The 15,360-nt window shown below is 69.6% G+C and carries 12 protein-coding genes; 5 read left to right on the top strand and 7 right to left on the bottom strand.

All coding sequences use genetic code 11. The features are described 5' to 3' along the window. Positions 1–76 precede the first annotated feature (76 nt). The 5 genes from EHO50_RS07820 to EHO50_RS07800 all read right to left on the bottom strand — a co-directional run bounded on the left by EHO50_RS07820 (position 77) and on the right by EHO50_RS07800 (position 7,968). A complete protein-coding gene (locus EHO50_RS07820; RefSeq protein ID WP_128429129.1) occupies positions 77–526 on the bottom strand; it encodes a hypothetical protein in 450 nt (149 codons plus the stop codon). Then, complete coding sequence (locus tag EHO50_RS07815) at positions 523–858, bottom strand: hypothetical protein (protein ID WP_128429128.1); 336 nt, start codon at positions 856–858, stop codon at positions 523–525. Before EHO50_RS07815 ends, EHO50_RS07820 begins: the two co-directional genes overlap by 4 nt. Next, positions 855–5,972, bottom strand: coding sequence for an HD domain-containing protein (locus tag EHO50_RS07810; protein WP_246101063.1), 5,118 nt, complete (start codon positions 5,970–5,972; stop codon positions 855–857). The genes EHO50_RS07815 and EHO50_RS07810 overlap by 4 nt, the downstream gene beginning before the upstream one ends. Positions 5,973–6,070: 98 nt before the next feature. Then, a complete protein-coding gene (locus EHO50_RS07805) occupies positions 6,071–6,979 on the bottom strand; it encodes a chitosanase (protein ID WP_128429127.1) in 909 nt (302 codons plus the stop codon). Then, entirely contained in the window at positions 6,976–7,968 is a 993-nt protein-coding gene (locus EHO50_RS07800; protein WP_128429126.1) for a rhomboid family intramembrane serine protease, read from the bottom strand. Before EHO50_RS07800 ends, EHO50_RS07805 begins: the two co-directional genes overlap by 4 nt. Positions 7,969–8,112: 144 nt before the next feature. Between EHO50_RS07800 and EHO50_RS07795 the strand changes: the two genes are divergently transcribed. Beyond that, entirely contained in the window at positions 8,113–8,838 is a 726-nt protein-coding gene (locus EHO50_RS07795; RefSeq protein ID WP_128429125.1) for a vWA domain-containing protein, read from the top strand. An 85-nt stretch (positions 8,839–8,923) separates the two neighbouring features. Further along, positions 8,924–10,570, top strand: coding sequence for a cytochrome bc1 complex cytochrome b subunit (gene qcrB, locus EHO50_RS07790; protein WP_128429124.1), 1,647 nt, complete (start codon positions 8,924–8,926; stop codon positions 10,568–10,570). On the opposite strand, the gene EHO50_RS07785 is transcribed toward qcrB, so the two are convergent. Then, positions 10,548–11,528 (bottom strand): acyl-CoA dehydrogenase family protein, encoded by a 981-nt coding sequence (locus EHO50_RS07785; protein ID WP_128429123.1) that lies wholly within the window; start codon positions 11,526–11,528, stop codon positions 10,548–10,550. The genes qcrB and EHO50_RS07785 overlap by 23 nt on opposite strands. After that, complete coding sequence (locus tag EHO50_RS07780; RefSeq protein WP_128429122.1) at positions 11,528–12,667, bottom strand: acyl-CoA dehydrogenase family protein; 1,140 nt, start codon at positions 12,665–12,667, stop codon at positions 11,528–11,530. Before EHO50_RS07780 ends, EHO50_RS07785 begins: the two co-directional genes overlap by 1 nt. A 61-nt stretch (positions 12,668–12,728) precedes the next feature. Between EHO50_RS07780 and EHO50_RS07775 the strand changes: the two genes are divergently transcribed. The 3 genes from EHO50_RS07775 to EHO50_RS07765 are packed head-to-tail and all read left to right on the top strand — an operon-like array spanning position 12,729 to position 15,326. Further along, positions 12,729–13,514: an SDR family oxidoreductase gene (locus EHO50_RS07775; protein ID WP_128429121.1), complete on the top strand. Its 786-nt coding sequence runs from the start codon at positions 12,729–12,731 to the stop codon at positions 13,512–13,514. A gap of 16 nt (positions 13,515–13,530) precedes the next feature. Next, positions 13,531–14,142: a TetR/AcrR family transcriptional regulator gene (locus EHO50_RS07770; RefSeq protein ID WP_128429120.1), complete on the top strand. Its 612-nt coding sequence runs from the start codon at positions 13,531–13,533 to the stop codon at positions 14,140–14,142. Positions 14,143–14,168: 26 nt separating this feature from the next. Then, a complete protein-coding gene (locus EHO50_RS07765) occupies positions 14,169–15,326 on the top strand; it encodes an acetyl-CoA C-acetyltransferase (protein ID WP_128429119.1) in 1,158 nt (385 codons plus the stop codon). Positions 15,327–15,360: the final 34 nt, after the last annotated feature.

The following is a 15,360-nucleotide window of genomic DNA, read 5'->3' as shown; positions in this document are numbered from 1 at the left end:
GGCGTACGGAACACAGACGGCGCCTGCCCACAGTCCCCGACCGGACTACAGGGCAGGCGCTGTCGCATGTTCGCCGCTACTGCTTGCCGGGCCACACCCAGGTGACCATGACGGCACCGGCTATGGCGAGCACACCGAGGAGCCCGAGCCATCGCGCCCACTCCACGAGGCACCAGATGCGGCGGGTGCGGTCCTTCTCGTACTGGAGCAGCCTGCCCGCTTCCAGCATGATCTCCTCGCCGGGGCGTCCGTGCACGGCGCGCACGCCCAGCCAGGAGCCGACGATCAGCGCCACGAACCCCGCACCGAGCAAGCCGATCACGGTCCAGCGCGGGGCGCATTCCAGCTTGCTCAGATCCTCCTGCCCCTTCAGCACGAAGACGGCGGTGAGCAGCCCGGTGAGTGAGGCCAGGAAGTTGCGGTAGCCCTCGGCCTGGTGCAGGGCGGCCTGCAACTGCCGTTCAGGAGAGCTCATCTCACGCACACGGCGGTCGGCATCCCGCAGCTGCTGCGGGGTGAATGTCATGAGGCGGGCCCGGCTTCAGGTGTTGGCGGAGCGATGACCAACAGGGCTCCGCACCCGAACTCCTCCTGCGGTGGCCGTCCCAGGTGCGTGGTCCGGCATCGGCAGAGCGTGTGGTACGGCTGCGGACCGGGTTCGTCGCGTCGCCCGAGGAAGCCACCCTTGGCCAGCAGATGCTGACCGAACGTCCAGCTTCGTGTCATGGCACAGCCGCACACCGGGCAGTTGCCCGTCGCCTCGTAGGAGACCTCGTCACCCGACGCGACGCAGGTCCACTCGAAGGTGAGCGGGGTGGTGTGGGTGGCGTCGGCGTCGTACGGGATGGCCGTGGTCATACGAGCGACTCCTCTCCGGAAGGGAGGCCGTGGGGCGCAGGCCCGCTGAAGGGAAGGTCGAGGGAGAAGAGACGGGCGTAGCGTGCCAGACGCTCCCGCACCTGCTGCTCGGTGAGGTCCGTCTCCTCGGCGCACAACACCACGTGGTCCTGATCGACCTGGCCGGACAGCGCGGGGGCACGTCCTGTCAGCTGCCGGGTGAGGATGACGACATCCCGCCAGTCCGGGGCAAGTCCGGCTTCGTACTCGTTCGGTCGGTCCGTGGCCACGTCCAGTGCCAGGCAGCGGAAAGGCGCATAGCGGTCGTAGGTCTCGCCCAGCGTCCAGCCGAAGCGGCCTGCGGTGAGAACGAGTTCCAGGGGGCCCATGGTGCCGCGGCCCAGCAGGCCCTCCGCTTCGAAAGCTGCCAGATCGAAGGTATTCGGAATGAAGGTGTCCAGGAACTCGCCCTCCGGGCCGTTGAGTTCACCCGGGGGAGCGGGCGTCCCCAGGACGGTGAACTCCTGCAGGCGGCGGTGGGAATGGCCCACCGGGGTGCCGTCGTCGGCGGCATGATCGAGGAGATCGAGGATGGTGAGGCTCTCCTTGAACTCAGAGTTGTTCGCGGTCAGCGCGCGGAGATCGGTGTAAGTGGCCTGAAGGGAGAGGGCCTCGGGGGCCGGTCGGACAATCCGCAACGGTAGGTGGCGCTCCTCGTCCTCCAGCAGGTCGTAGACGTCGCCGAGCGGAAGGTCTGTGCTCGCGCTGGTTGTCAGGGCGTGGACGTGGGTCAGACCGTGTTCGTCAAGAGTTCTCCCATCGATCCGGCCACTGTGGAACAGCAGGGACTTCACCATGGCCATCTGTTTGACCACAGCGTCGATGAGGTCCGAGGCTTCGCGCGAGAGCCTTCCGAAGACATCCGTGATGTGGAGCTGCTTCCGGGCCTGCTCGGCTGCTTCGGGGCGAACACGGTAACGGTCGGGGTTGAGGAGGAACACGCATTCCCAGGGACCGAGGCGGACACCCTCATTGTTCAGCAGTGCCCCGATCAGTGGACCCTCTGCGGAGGGGATCCACTCCTCCACTCCCGGTGGCAGATCCGGTGCCACGACCTGGGTGACCGGGGTCAAGGCGTTGATCTGTTCGATCAGGGCGTTCAGGGGCGTGCCCGTGGCCCGGGCAAGTCTCACGACGTGCCGCAGTGAGACGTGTCCCTCCATCCACGGGCCACGCTCGTCGAGGTCTATGGAGAGGAGGAAGCGTTCCGGCCCCCTGAGCTCCCCCTGCTCTCGGGCCGCGGGGGTTGGTTCCGCTGCCAGTGACCAGCCAAGGGGGGCGTAGTGCCTGATGCGGTCGACCAACTCGTCCAGCGAGTAGTGGCCGACGCGGGACAACAGGTCCACGGGACGGATGAGGCCGGGCGCCTGTCCGAAGGTTCCGTCTCCCGCCAAGGAGATCTGGTCGGCCCTCGTGGCACGTTCGGATGCCAGATGCTGGAGTTCGGGTGGTGCGGGTAAGGACGGATCCAGTGTGCGGAGCCTTTCCAGCAGCTCGGCGGCTCTTCCCAGAGTGGTCTGCTGCCTCGCGGAGATCATGAGCAAGGGAGCATGGATGGCAGGGGGATCGACGTAGTGCGGGGACTTGTAGCTGGAGTAGAGGTCGGCCATGGCTTCGTCCGGATGGATGTCCCGCAGCGATCGGATGTCGTCCACAGCCGGCACCCGGAGTCCCGCCACGGCGTAACGGCGCCACGCCCGGACGACCTCGCCAAGGGAAATGCGCCCCCGATTTGCTCCGCTCAATGCCGTTGCCCATCCGACGGGTACATCGCTCAGGAAGAGCAGGACGTCCAGGCTCTCGGGGGTCGGGTAGCTCTGGGGGGCAAAGGGATCCGTAACGATGCCGGTGGCAAGCCTGGTCTGCTGCCATCGGCCGAGCACAACGCTCCCAGAGCTGTCTTTGTTGCCGTCCAGCTGCATCGGCTGCTCGCTCCAGTCCAGGAGGGATTCGTCGACGGGCAGACAGCCCACCCTGGACAGGGGCAGCCTCCGGGGTGGGAACCGATCCCCGTGCTCGGGAGCATCGAGCCGAGCACTGGTGCCGTCGGGGAGCGCGTCCAGTACGGCCACGGCGAGGCGGGGCACATTCCTGGCGAGCTGCCAGAGCCAGTTCAGCGAGACTTCGTCCCACTGACCGCACGCCTTCGGCACGCCCCTCAGCAGCTCACGCATCACCAGCTCGTCGTCGTACGACCGCATGTTGTTGCGGTCGACACTGGGCTCCGGCCGATGCCGCTCCCGCAGATTGACCACGTGCCCGTACACCTCGGGTGCGTCCTTGACCACGACGCCATCCAGCAAGAGCTGCCCTTGGCCCTGGACCAGCCAGGCGTCGTCGTGGGCCCGCGCGGGCTCCCCGTACCAGCCGGGCTCCGCGACCCGCAACTCGCCCGGCCGCCAGGTGACCGACCGGAGGACTTGTCCCGGATCGTTCTGTTCGCGCTCGCTCGCCACGACCGTGCAGTCACTCACCCAGAGCTGCGACTCCAGGGTCTCCACCAAGGAAGGCAATGCCTCGTCGTCCGCGCTGAGGTAGAGCCGCACCAGTGTGCCGCCCTCCAGGGCGACCTCCGGATCGTCGCCGATACGGAGCAGACCCGAACCCGACTGGATGTCGGCCCGTAGCGTGTGCGGTTGTTCGGGGCGGCCGTAGCGGTCGACGGCGTTGGTCCACACGACCACTTCGTCGGCGAGCATGAAGTAGCTGAACACCCCGATGCCGAAACGGGAGTTGAGGGGCATCTCGGGAAGCCCGGCCCGCCGCCAGTTGCGCCGCTCCTGCACGAACTCCGGGTCCTGCTCGTACCGTCGGCCCGCCCTGGCGAACATCGACGTGAGCTTGGCGCGGGTCATTCCGGAGCCGTTGTCCCGGCATGCGATGAAGGGGCGGCCGTTGTCGTCCCAGCCCTGGGTGAAGGTGATCGTCGGCTCCCAGTCGGGGGCGTGACGGCCCTGCGCCACGCCGTACCGGTGGCGCATGCCCCGGTGCCGACAGGCGTCGAGGGCGTTCTGGTAGAGCTCGCGGACGGCGAGCATGCGATCGCCGTACAGCTGGGTGCCCATGAGCAGTGGACGGATCTCGTCCTCCGCCAGCCGGAACCGCTCCAGCGGCTGCTTGTACCGCTGGTTCAGGGGGACGAGCTGGTCGGTCGTGACCTGCTCGGGCAGGCCCCGCAGCAGGGCGGGCGGCGAGGTGCGCTGCTTGTGCCACTCCGCCCGGAGCGCGGCGACGGTGTTGTTGGCATGGCCGACGAGTTCCTCGATGGCCACGTGCAGCGCGGGGTGCGGGCAGTCGAACCGGACCGCCGGGCGGTAGGTGCCGTCCGTGGTGTCCGCGGGCGTGTCGTCGTACCCGAAGTCCGCAGACAACGCGGCCACGATGTCGCGGGGCACGAGTTGTTCGTGCGCACCCAGATGGTCGACGAGTACGCCGGACATCCGGCGCGGATCGGTGGCGAGCAGCCCGGAGATCCACAGCAGCAGCGCGAGTTCGGGCCCGCGCCACTGGCTGCCACGTGTGGGCGGGTACGTGTCCCACGCGTCCTTGCTCTGCGGGTCGTTGATGCGAGGGCTCCCACTCGGGTGCACGGTGACGTGGGCGAGAACCTGGCGGAGCTGCCCGTCGACGCGACGCCGGGAGGTCTCGCCGGGGGGCTTGCCCGACGGGTCCTCGGCCCCGGCGAGCACCACGTCCACGACGCGGTCGAGCAGGCCGTCCACAGCTGGGTAGTCACCGGTGCGCTCCCACAGTGGGTCCCAGTCGGCGATGAAGCGGTGCCGCAGCCAGTGGTCGGCGGCCACGGCCTGCTCCCGCAGGTTTCGGCGGCGCAAGGTGTCGGCGGTGCGGCGCACCTGCGCGTGGGCACGGCACACGTCCTTGGCCGCTCCCCGCACATGCGCCTCGGTGTCGCCGTGTCCAGGCTCACCGGCCTCCGGGTCCATCCGTTCGGGGAGAGTGCGGCGCAGCTCCTCCAGGGCGACCGTGACGAGTCCTTCGTGGACGACGGGGCTCGCCAGCAGAGCGGCGGTCTCGGCCGGTGAGAGTAGGTCACGGCCGCTCAGCCCGGCTTGCTGCACCAGGTTGCCGAGCCGGTCGACCATGCGGACCGGCCAGTTGGGGTCGGTCCAGGGGTCGTCGCGGTGCGCACCGGCTCCGTGCAGCGTCCCGGCCACATGTTCGACGAGCGAGGTCAGCCCGTCCTTCACCCGCTGGTGGACCTCCGCGGTGCCGGAGGTGTGGTCCCACAGCAGGGACTTCTCGATCATGGTTGTCCAGCGGCTCGCCTCCCGGGAGCCTTCGCACAGGACAAGTGCCTCCTGTGCGTCGCCCGTACGGCCGTGCGGCGTGTAGGGCTCGATCGTCGGCGGAGCCATGCCGAACGCGTCCGCCATCCGGATCACCCGGCCGCGGACGTACCTGACGACCTCGGGGAAGGTGGTCGGCGGGCTCGTCGGCCCCAGTGCCTCGGCGAGGGCCCGGCCGAACCAGCTGCCTTTCTCGGGGTCGGCGTACGAGCGCTCTCCCTGGGCACAGCTGTGCAGCCAGTACACGTTCTCGTGGCGCGAGAGCAAAGTCGTGCGCTCCTGCACGGCCTCCGGCCGAGTCCCCGCCGACGTACGGCAGATGTCGAGGCACACGACGACCGTGCATTCAGCGCGCAGCCCGGTGAGCAGGCCGTCGGGGTCGGCGGGTATGAGCGTACGGCTGAGCAGCGCATGGCCGCCCTCGGGTAACGCGTCCCCGGGCTGGGCATCCCGCGGCAGCAGGTGGTCGCGGCCGTCCACGGTCTCGCCGTGGCAGGACAGATAGACGACGGCGGTGTCGCCGGGGGCGCACGAGGAAAGGAACTTGTGGAGTTTGCCCAGCAGTTCGGAGCCGCCGGGGTCGAGCACGGGTGTCACCTCGTAGTGGGACTGCCGCAGTGCGTTGCCGACGAGGGCCACGTCCTGTGGCGCGCAGCTGAGCGGTGGGAAGCGCTGCGCGAGGTGGTCGTCCTCCTCCAGCTCGGGGGTGTGCGAGATGCCGATGACCAGGGCGCGCCGCTGTCCCTTGTGATGCTGAATCGAACCCATCCAGCCCCCCCAGCGATTGTGCCGATTCCGACATGTTGCCAGAGACGGGGCTCGTGACATCCCCGGAACGGGCATCTCGAGACGAGGCCTTGAGCTGCTCAGAGCACCTTGTACGTCTCCCCGTACACCTGCCACTCCAAGGGAGTGGCGAGCTTGAAGTTGCCGTTGTAGAGGAACCGGCGCTGGGCGGTGTCGATGCGCGTGGTGTCGATGTCCTGCCTCCGCTCCCTCATGGCCTTCTTGCGGACGTCGAGGAAGATGTCGAGGTACGCCTTCTCCGAACCGCCCTCGGACGGGGAGTTCGCCTCCCGCAGGGCGTTTTCGCGCAGGCCGTAGAAGCTCGTGGCGTTGGTGCCGGGGCCGTGGAAGACCATCGCGTCGTAGTAGATGAACTGGCCCAGCGTGCCCAGGCCGTCGAGCTTGGCGAGCCGGACTGCGGGGTTGAAGTACACGCGGTCGCGTTCCCTGTCCTGCGCCTGGCGGAAGGCGGCGACCTTCGCCTCGGCCTTCCAGGCGGCGGTGAAACCGGGGTCCAGGCCTTCGTGGGAGTCGGTGCCGTCGACCTTGCGCAGCGCAGGCAGGTACTGGGCGAGACCGTTGTCCGGGTGGGCCTTGGTGTAGTTCTCGACCAGGGTGAGCAGGTCGTGGGTGCCGGAGCAGAAGCCGATGATGCCGGCCGTGTAGCCCTGGCCGTCGCCGATGTCCTCGATATAGCCGTAGGCGCCGCGCCAGTTCAGGGTCGAGTTCTCGGCGCTGGCCACGATCTGCTGCGCCAGCTCCTTCTTGGCCGGGCCGGCCAGCCCCGGCGGCAGCTGCGCGATCAGCTTGTCGTCCGCCGCCCGCTCCTGCTCCGCACGGCTCTTGGCCTCCTGACGGGCCGCCTGCTGGGTGCCGGCGACGGTGGGCTGCGCCGGGCTCCCGGCGGAGTCCGTGGGGACGAGGAAGTAGGCGGTGGCGGTGATGACGACCGGGACGGCCGCGAACAACAGGATGCCGGTACGTCTCACTGCGCCACCCCTGTGCCGGTCAGCTCCGCAACCTTGGCGAACGCGACCGCCGCCAGCAGCACCAGTACGCCCACGCAGGCGGCCGCCTGGATCAGGGCTTGGCGCGGCCCGCGCGGGGCGTACGCGTAGGCGAGGGTGACCGCTGCTCCCGTCAGCAGTCCGCCGAGGTGGCCCTGCCAGGAGGTGAAGCCCGCGGAGAGCAGCAGCCACAGCAGCAGGAACGTCATGAAACGGGTGACCGCGCGCATGTCGGCGCCGACGCGGCGGGCGAGGACGTAGTACGCGGCACCGAGGCCGAAGATCGCGCCCGACGCGCCGACCGACTCCACGTGCAGATCGGTGAGCAGCAGCTCGAACACCGAACCGCCCAGCGTCGCCAGCAGGTAGAGCGCGACGTACCGGATCCGGCCCAGCATGGGCTCGACGACCCGGCCGAGCTGCCACAGCGAGAGCATGTTCATCACGATGTGCAGCAGCCCGAAGGTGCCCTCCGTCGGCGGCGTGTGGAGGAATCCGCTGGTCAGCAGCCGGTCCCACTGGCCGGCGACCACGCCCTCGGCGTGGAAGTCCGACGGGTGGCCGGGCTCGTAGACGTAGTAGCCGCCGTCCGGCCCGACCAGCCGGGCGCTGAGCATCGCGAACCGGTCCAGGATCTCCGGGCGCACCACCTCGGCCAGGTAGGCGAGGACGTTGAGCCCGATGAGCACGGAGGTCACCAGTGGTGTCGCGGCGATCCGTCCGCCGACGACCGTCCGGGCCTGCCGCACCGACCGCGACCCTTCCTTCACGCACTCCACGCACTGGTGGCCGACGGCCGCCTCCCGCATGCAGTCCGGGCAGATGAACCGGTCGCAGCGGGTGCAGCGGACGTAGGACTCGACCTTGGGGTGGCGATAGCAGGTGGTGACGGTGGACTCGGTGGGGTCTGCGGACTCGGTGGTGACGGTGGGCTCGGTGGACTTGGTGGGCTCGGTGGCCTCGGACTCCACAGCCGGCTCCTAGGAAGACGGGACGAACGGTGAGCCGGTGGGGACGGCGGCGAACAAAATAGCGAACACCTGTGGACGGAGGGAGAGGCGGGGCCAATGGTGCCGTAACCTCGGCAGCCGCACCATGCACGAGGGGGAGAGCATATGGCCGCGATCAGTCTCCGCAAGGTCGAGGAGACCGCGCCCGCACTGGTCAGCCTGTACAAGAGCGCCGGGGTGTCGCTGCACAAGCACGGGCTGGCCGGGGCGCGGGCCGCGGTGTATCTGGTCGTCGACTACTCGGGGTCGATGAAGCCGTACTACAAGGACGGCAGCGTGCAGGCGCTCGCCGACCGGGTGCTCGGGCTGTCGGCGCACTTCGATGACGACGGGACCGTGCCGGTGGTGTTCTTCTCCACCGACGTCGACGCCGAGACCGACATCGCGCTGGCCGACCACCAGGGGCGGATCGAGCGGATCGTGTCCGGCCTCGGGCACATGGGCAAGACCAGCTACCACCTGGCCATGGACGCCGTCATCGACCACTACCTGGACAGCGGGTCGAAGGCCCCCGCCCTCGTCGTGTTCCAGACCGACGGCGGCCCCATCAACAAGCTCGCCGCGGAACGGTATCTGTGCAAGGCGGCCACGCTCCCGCTGTTCTGGCAGTTCATCGGCTTCGGCGACCCGACCAGCCGGCAGTTCGACTTCCTGCGCAAGCTCGACGAACTGGCGGTGCCGGAGAAGCGGGTGGTCGACAACGCCGGGTTCTTCCACGCCGGTTCGGATCCGCGCAAGGTCTCCGACACCGAGTTGTACGACCGCCTCGTCGGGGAGTTCCCGAAGTGGCTGGCGGCGGCCCGGGCGCGGGGGATCGTACGGCCGCACTGACGTGTGAGCCGGGGTGTTCGCCCCGTTGGCGTGGCCCAGGGGGCCGTGTCACCCTGTGGTTGATCCGGCGGGGAGGCGACGACGTATGGACGGCGCACGATCGGGGAACGACGGGGCGGGAGCCGCGCGCGGGGAGGCTCCCGGCAAGGGCGAGAAGATCGCCGACTGGGCCGACGGGCGGCTCGGCATCTACGCGCTGGCCAAGGCCAACATGCGCAAGGTCTTTCCGGACCACTGGTCGTTCATGCTGGGCGAGGTCTGCCTCTACAGCTTCCTCGTCCTGATCCTCACCGGCGTCTACCTCACCCTGTTCTTCGAACCCAGCACCAACGAGGTCGTCTACAACGGCACCTACGAGCCCCTCAACGGCATCCTGATGACCAGGGCGTACGAGTCCACGCTCGACATCAGCTTCGAGGTGCGCGGCGGGCTGCTCATCCGGCAGATCCACCACTGGGCGGCGCTGGTCTTCGTCACCGGCATGCTCGTGCACATGATGCGGGTGTTCTTCACCGGCGCCTTCCGCAAGCCGCGCGAGCTGAACTGGGTGTTCGGCTGGACCCTGCTGATGCTCGGCATCATCACCGGCCTGACCGGCTACTCCCTCCCCGACGACCTGCTGTCCGGCACCGGCCTGCGGTTCGCCCACGGCGCGATCCTGTCGATCCCGATCGTGGGGACGTATGTGGCGTTCTTCCTCTTCGGCGGGGAGTTCCCCGGGGAGGACTTCATCGCCCGCCTCTACCCGATCCACATCCTGCTGCTGCCCGGGATCATGCTCGGCCTGGTGGTCGCCCATCTGATCCTGGTCTTCTACCACAAGCACACGCAGTACCCGGGCCCCGGCCGCGACCAGAAGACGGTCGTGGGCATGCCCTTCCTGCCGGTGTACATGGCCAAGGCGGGCGGCTTCTTCTTCCTGGTCTTCGGCGTACTGGCGCTCATGGGCGGCATCGCCAGCATCAACCCGGTCTGGGCCTTCGGGCCCTATCGCCCCGACATGGTGACCACGGGCGCCCAGCCCGACTGGTACCTGGGCTTCTCCGAGGGCCTGATCCGGGTGATGCCGGGATGGGAGCTCAACGCCTGGGGCCACACCCTGGAACTGGGCGTCTTCATCCCCTTCTCGCTCTTCCCGCTGATCCTGCTCGCGCTCGGCCTCTACCCCTTCCTGGAGGCGTGGATCACCGGCGACAAACGCGAGCACCACATCCTCGACCGGCCGCGCAACATGCCCGTGCGCACCGGCCTCGGCGCGGCCTGGCTGAGCCTGTACGCGGTGCTGCTGATCGGCGGCGGCAACGACATCGTGGCCACGCATCTGCATCTGTCCATCAACGTGATCACGTGGTTCGTGCGGATCGCGGTCTTCGTCGTGCCGGTCGTCACCTTCGTGGTGACCAAGCGCATCTGTCTCGGACTGCAGCGCCGGGACCGGGACAAGGTGCTGCACGGCAGGGAGACGGGCACCATCAAGCGGCTCCCGAACGGCGAGTACATCGAGATCCACGAACCCCTTTCGCAGGGGCAGCTGTTCACCCTCACCCAGCACGAGGAGCATCCGCCGTACGAGCTCGGCCCGCTCGTCGACGCCAACGGCGTCCGGCGCCGGGTCACACCGTCCCAGCGGGTGCGGGCCCGGCTGGCGAAGGCCATGTTCGGCCCTCAGTCGCGGATCGCCAAGCCGACGGAGGCGGAGTACCGCGAGCTCACCAGCGGCGATCACCATTGAGTCGATCACCACTGAGTACTTCGGCTCTGCATACGTCGGGGTCGCCCCAGGCGGTACGCAGGGCGCGGGCCTTGGTCAGCCACAGCGACAGGTCGTACTCCGCCGTGTACCCGATCGCGCCGTGCAACTGGAGCGCGATACGGGCGGTGGCGTATGCCGCCTCGCAGGCGGTGACCTTGGCGGCGGCGACGTCGGCGGGCGCCAGGGTGAGCGCGGCGCCGAAGAGGAGAGGTCGGGCGAACTCCAGGGCGATCTTCGCGTCGGCCAGACGATGCTTGACCGCCTGGAACGAGCCTATGGAGGCGCCGAACTGGGTGCGCTGCTTGACGTAGGCGACCGTCCTGTCGAGGAGCGCGAGACCGACGCCGAGGGCCTGGGCGGCGGTGGTGAGGCGGGCGTAGGTGAGCGTCCGGGCGGTGGGCGGGTCGGGGCTGAGGAGCTCGCCGCCCGCATGGAGAGGGCTGAGGCGGCGGGCCGGGTCCAGGGAGGCGCGCACCGGGCCGTGACCGGGGGAGAGGTGCAGGCCTTGGGGAGTGAGGGCCAGCAGGGTGGTGGCCACGTCACCGTCCAGGGCGTACGGCGCTGTCCACGCCAGCGTCGCCATCGCCTCGCCCGTCGCCAGCGCCGGCAGGAGCCGCTTGGCCGGGCCGAGGTCCGGTAGGTCGGCGAGCAGCGCCGCCGCCGAGACCGTCTCCACCAGTGGCCCCGGCACCGCGTGTCGGCCCAACTCCAGGAAGGCGACGGCGAGTTCGACGGGACGGGGGCCCAGGCCCTCGTGGGCTTCGGGAACCGCCAGCGCGAATACCCCGACCTCGGCGATACGGGACCACAGCGCGCGACCACTGGCATGCTCGCCCCGGCTCCAGTCCCGTACGACCGACGGCGTGTCCGCAGCCGTCAGCATCATGTGCAGCGAGTCGGCGAACGCCCGCTGCTCGGCGTCGAGGAGGAACCGCATCAGCGTCGCCCCTTCGGCAGGCCGAGCAGTCGCTCGGCGATGATGTCGCGCTGGATCTCGTTCGTCCCGGCGTAGATGGGGCCGGCGAGGGAGAAGACGTACCGCTCGGACCAGTCGGTGTCGGTCAACTCGCCCTCGGCGCCCAGCAGATCGAGGGCCGTCTCGTGCAGCGCGATGTCGTACTCCGACCAGAAGACCTTGTTCAGGCTGGACTCCGGGCCGATCGACTCGCCGTCGAGGAAGCGGGAGGCGGCGGCGAAGGTGAAGAGCTGGTAGGCGCGGGCACCGATCAGGGCGTCGGCGACACGGTTCTTCGTGCTCTGAGGGCTGCCCTGCGCCTGCCAGAGGCGATGAAGCCGGTCGGCGCTCGCGAGGAAACGGCCGGGGGAGCGGAGCATCAGGCCCCGCTCGTTGCCCGCCGTCGACATCGCGATGCGCCAGCCCTGGCCCGGCTCGCCGATCACGTCCTCGTCGGGTACGAACACCTCGTCCAGGAACAGCTCGGCGAAGGCGGGCTTGCCGTCGAGGCGGGCGATCGGGCGGACCGTGACACCGGGGGCGTGCAGGTCGAACATCAGGTAGGTCAGGCCCTGGTGGGGCTTGGGCGCGTCCGGGTCGGTGCGGAACAGGCCGAAGGCGCGGTCGGCGAAGGCCGCGCGAGAGGACCACGTCTTCTGGCCGGACAGCAGCCAACCGCCCGCCGCGCGCCTGGCCCTCGACTTCAGCGACGCCAGGTCGGAACCGGCCTCGGGCTCCGACCAGGCCTGCGCCCAGACCACCTCGCCGGTTGCCATCGGCGGCAGCACACGCGCGCGTTGCTCCTCCGTGCCGTGGTCGAAGAGGGTCGGGGCGAGGAGGCTGATGCCGTTCTGGTTGACGCGGCCCGGCGCGCCCGCCGCGTAGTACTCCTCCTCGAACAGCAGCCACCGCACCAGCGTGGCGTCCCGGCCGCCGTACGGCGCCGGCCAGTTGACCACCGACCAGCGGTCGGCGGCGAGTTCGGCCTCCCAAGCCCGGTGCGCCGCGAAGCCGTCCTCGGTCTCCAGGGACGGGAGCGGATCGGGCGGCACGTGCGCGTGCAGCCAGGCGCGGGCCTCGGCGCGGAACGCCTCGTCGGCCGGAGCGTGCGTGAGGTCCACCGTCACCGTCCTTCCCTCCCCAATCTTCCCTAACAAGTGTTTGGTAGGTTAGCGTGCTGCTATGACAAACGTCGAGGCGCCGACGTACGTTCCCGGGCACGGGCTGCTCCGCGAACGCACGGCCGTCATCACCGCCGCGGCGGGCGCGGGCATCGGCGGGGCGACCGCGCGCCGCTTCCTCGAAGAGGGCGCGCGCGTGCTGATCAGCGACGCGCACGCGCGGCGACTGAAGGAGCACGAGGCGGAGCTGGCCCGGGAGTTCGCGGGCGCGGTGAGGTCAGTCGTCTGTGACGTCACCGACGAGACGCAGGTGCAGGCCCTGTTCGACACCGCCGTGCGCGAGCACGGTCGGCTCGACATCCTCGTCAACAACGCGGGCCTCGGCGGGACTTCACCGCTCGTCGACATGACCGACGAGCAGTGGTCGAAGGTCCTCGACGTGACGCTGAACGGCACCTTCAGGTGCACCCGGGCCGCCCTGCGCCGTATGCGCGACACCGGTGGCGGCGTGATCGTCAACAACGCCTCCGTCGTCGGCTGGCGCGCCCAGGCCGGACAGGCGCACTACGCGGCCGCGAAGGCCGGCGTGATGGCGCTGACCCGGTGCGCCGCGATCGAGGCGGCCGAGTACGGGGTGCGGGTCAACGCGGTGTCGCCGAGCCTCGCCATGCACCCGCACCTGGCGAAGGTGACGACCCCCGAGCTGCTGGCGGAACTGACCGCCCGCGAGGCCTTCGGGCGGTACGCCGAGCCGTGGGAGGTGGCCAACGTGATCGTCTTCCTGGCCTCCGGCTACTCCTCGTACATGACGGGCGAGATCGTCTCCGTCAGCAGCCAGCACGCCTAGGACGACAATGGACCCTGTGCCGACCAAGAAGAAGCCCCAGGTGACCGCCGCAGCCGCCAGGCGCCGCGAACTCCTCGACACCGCCGCCGAGGTCTTCGCCGAGCAGGGCTACAACGCCACCACCGTGCGCAAGATCGCCGACCACGCGGGCATGCTCGCGGGCAGCCTCTACTACCACTTCGACTCCAAGGAATCGATGCTGGAGGAGATCCTGCGGACCTTCCTCGACGAGCTGTGGAGCGGTTACGACGCCGTCCTGGAGGCCGAGCTGGACCCGCGCGAGACGCTTCAGGCGCTGGTCACCGAGTCGTTCCGGGAGATCGACCGGCATCGGGCCGCCGTCGCGATCTACCAGAAGGAGAACAGACAGCTGGTGGCGCAGGAGCGGTTCGCGTTCCTCGCCGAGTCGCAGCGCAAGTTCGAGAAGGCGTGGCTGTCCACGCTGGAGCGTGGGGTCGCGGCCGAGGTGTTCCGGTCCGACCTCGACGTCCGGCTCACCTACCGGTTCGTGCGCGACACGGTGTGGGTCGCCGCGTCCTGGTACCGGCCCGGCGGACAGCACAGCCCGGAGGAGATCGCCCGGCAGTACCTGTCGATGGTGCTGGACGGGATCGCCGTACGCACGTAACTCAATGGGGATTCTGGGGAGTTGCCATGGCAGAGGCCTACATAGTCGAAGCGGTCCGTACGCCGGTCGGGCGGCGCGGAGGAGGGCTCAGCGGGGTCCATCCGGCCGACCTGGGCGCGCATGTCCTCAAGGAACTCGTCTCACGCGCGGGCATGGATCCGGCCGCCGTCGAGGACGTCGTCTTCGGCTGCCTGGACGCCGTGGGGCCGCAGGCCGGGGACATCGCGCGGACCTGCTGGCTGGCCGCCGGGCTGCCCGAGGAGGTGCCGGGCGTGACCGTGGACCGGCAGTGCGGGTCCTCGCAGCAGGCCGTGCACTTCGCGGCGCAGGGCGTGCTGTCCGGCACCCAGGACCTGGTGGTCGCGGGCGGCGTGCAGAACATGTCGATGATCCCCATCGCCTTCGCCACCCGGCAGGCCGCCGAGCCGCTGGGGCTGACCGCGGGTCCCTTCGCCGGCAGCGAGGGCTGGCGGGCGCGGTACGGGGAGAAGCCCGTCAACCAGTTCGTCGGCGCCGAGATGATCGCCGCCAAGTGGGGGATCAGCCGGCGGGACCAGGAGGAGTTCGCGCTGCGCTCGCACCGGCGGGCGCTGCGGGCGATCGACGAGGGCCGCTTCGAGCGGGAGCTCGTGCCCTACGGCCAGGTCGCCGTCGACGAGGGGCCGCGCCGGGACACCTCCCTGGAGAAGATGGCCGGGCTCAAGCCCGTCATCGACGGCGGCACGATCACGGCCGCCTGTTCCTCGCAGGTCTCCGACGGCGCGGCGGCGATGCTGCTGGCCTCGGAGCGGGCGGTGCGCGAGCATGGGCTCACGCCCCGGGCCCGGGTGCACCACCTCTCGGTGCGCGGTGAGGATCCCATCCGCATGCTCACCGCCCCCATCCCCGCCACCGCCCACGCCCTGAAGAAGACGGGCCTGTCCATCGACGACATCGACCTCGTCGAGATCAACGAGGCCTTCGCGCCGGTCGTCCTGGCCTGGCTGAAGGAGACCGGCGCGGACCCGGACAAGGTCAACGTCAACGGGGGTGCGATTGCTCTGGGGCATCCGCTGGGGGCGACCGGTGTGAAGCTGATGACGACCCTCCTGCATGAACTGGAGCGCACCGGAGGCCGGTTCGGGCTGCAGACGATGTGCGAGGGCGGGGGGCAGGCCAATGTGACGATCATCGAGAGGCTGTGACCCAGGGCTCCACTGTGACTGCCGCGATGTGTCG

It is taken from the genome of Streptomyces cyaneus, from assembly GCF_004028635.1.
In the GTDB taxonomy this organism is placed as follows: Bacteria; Actinomycetota; Actinomycetes; order Streptomycetales; family Streptomycetaceae; genus Streptomyces; species Streptomyces cyaneus.
Note: the sequence above shows the minus strand (reverse complement) of the source record. Positions and strands in the feature narration are given on the sequence as shown.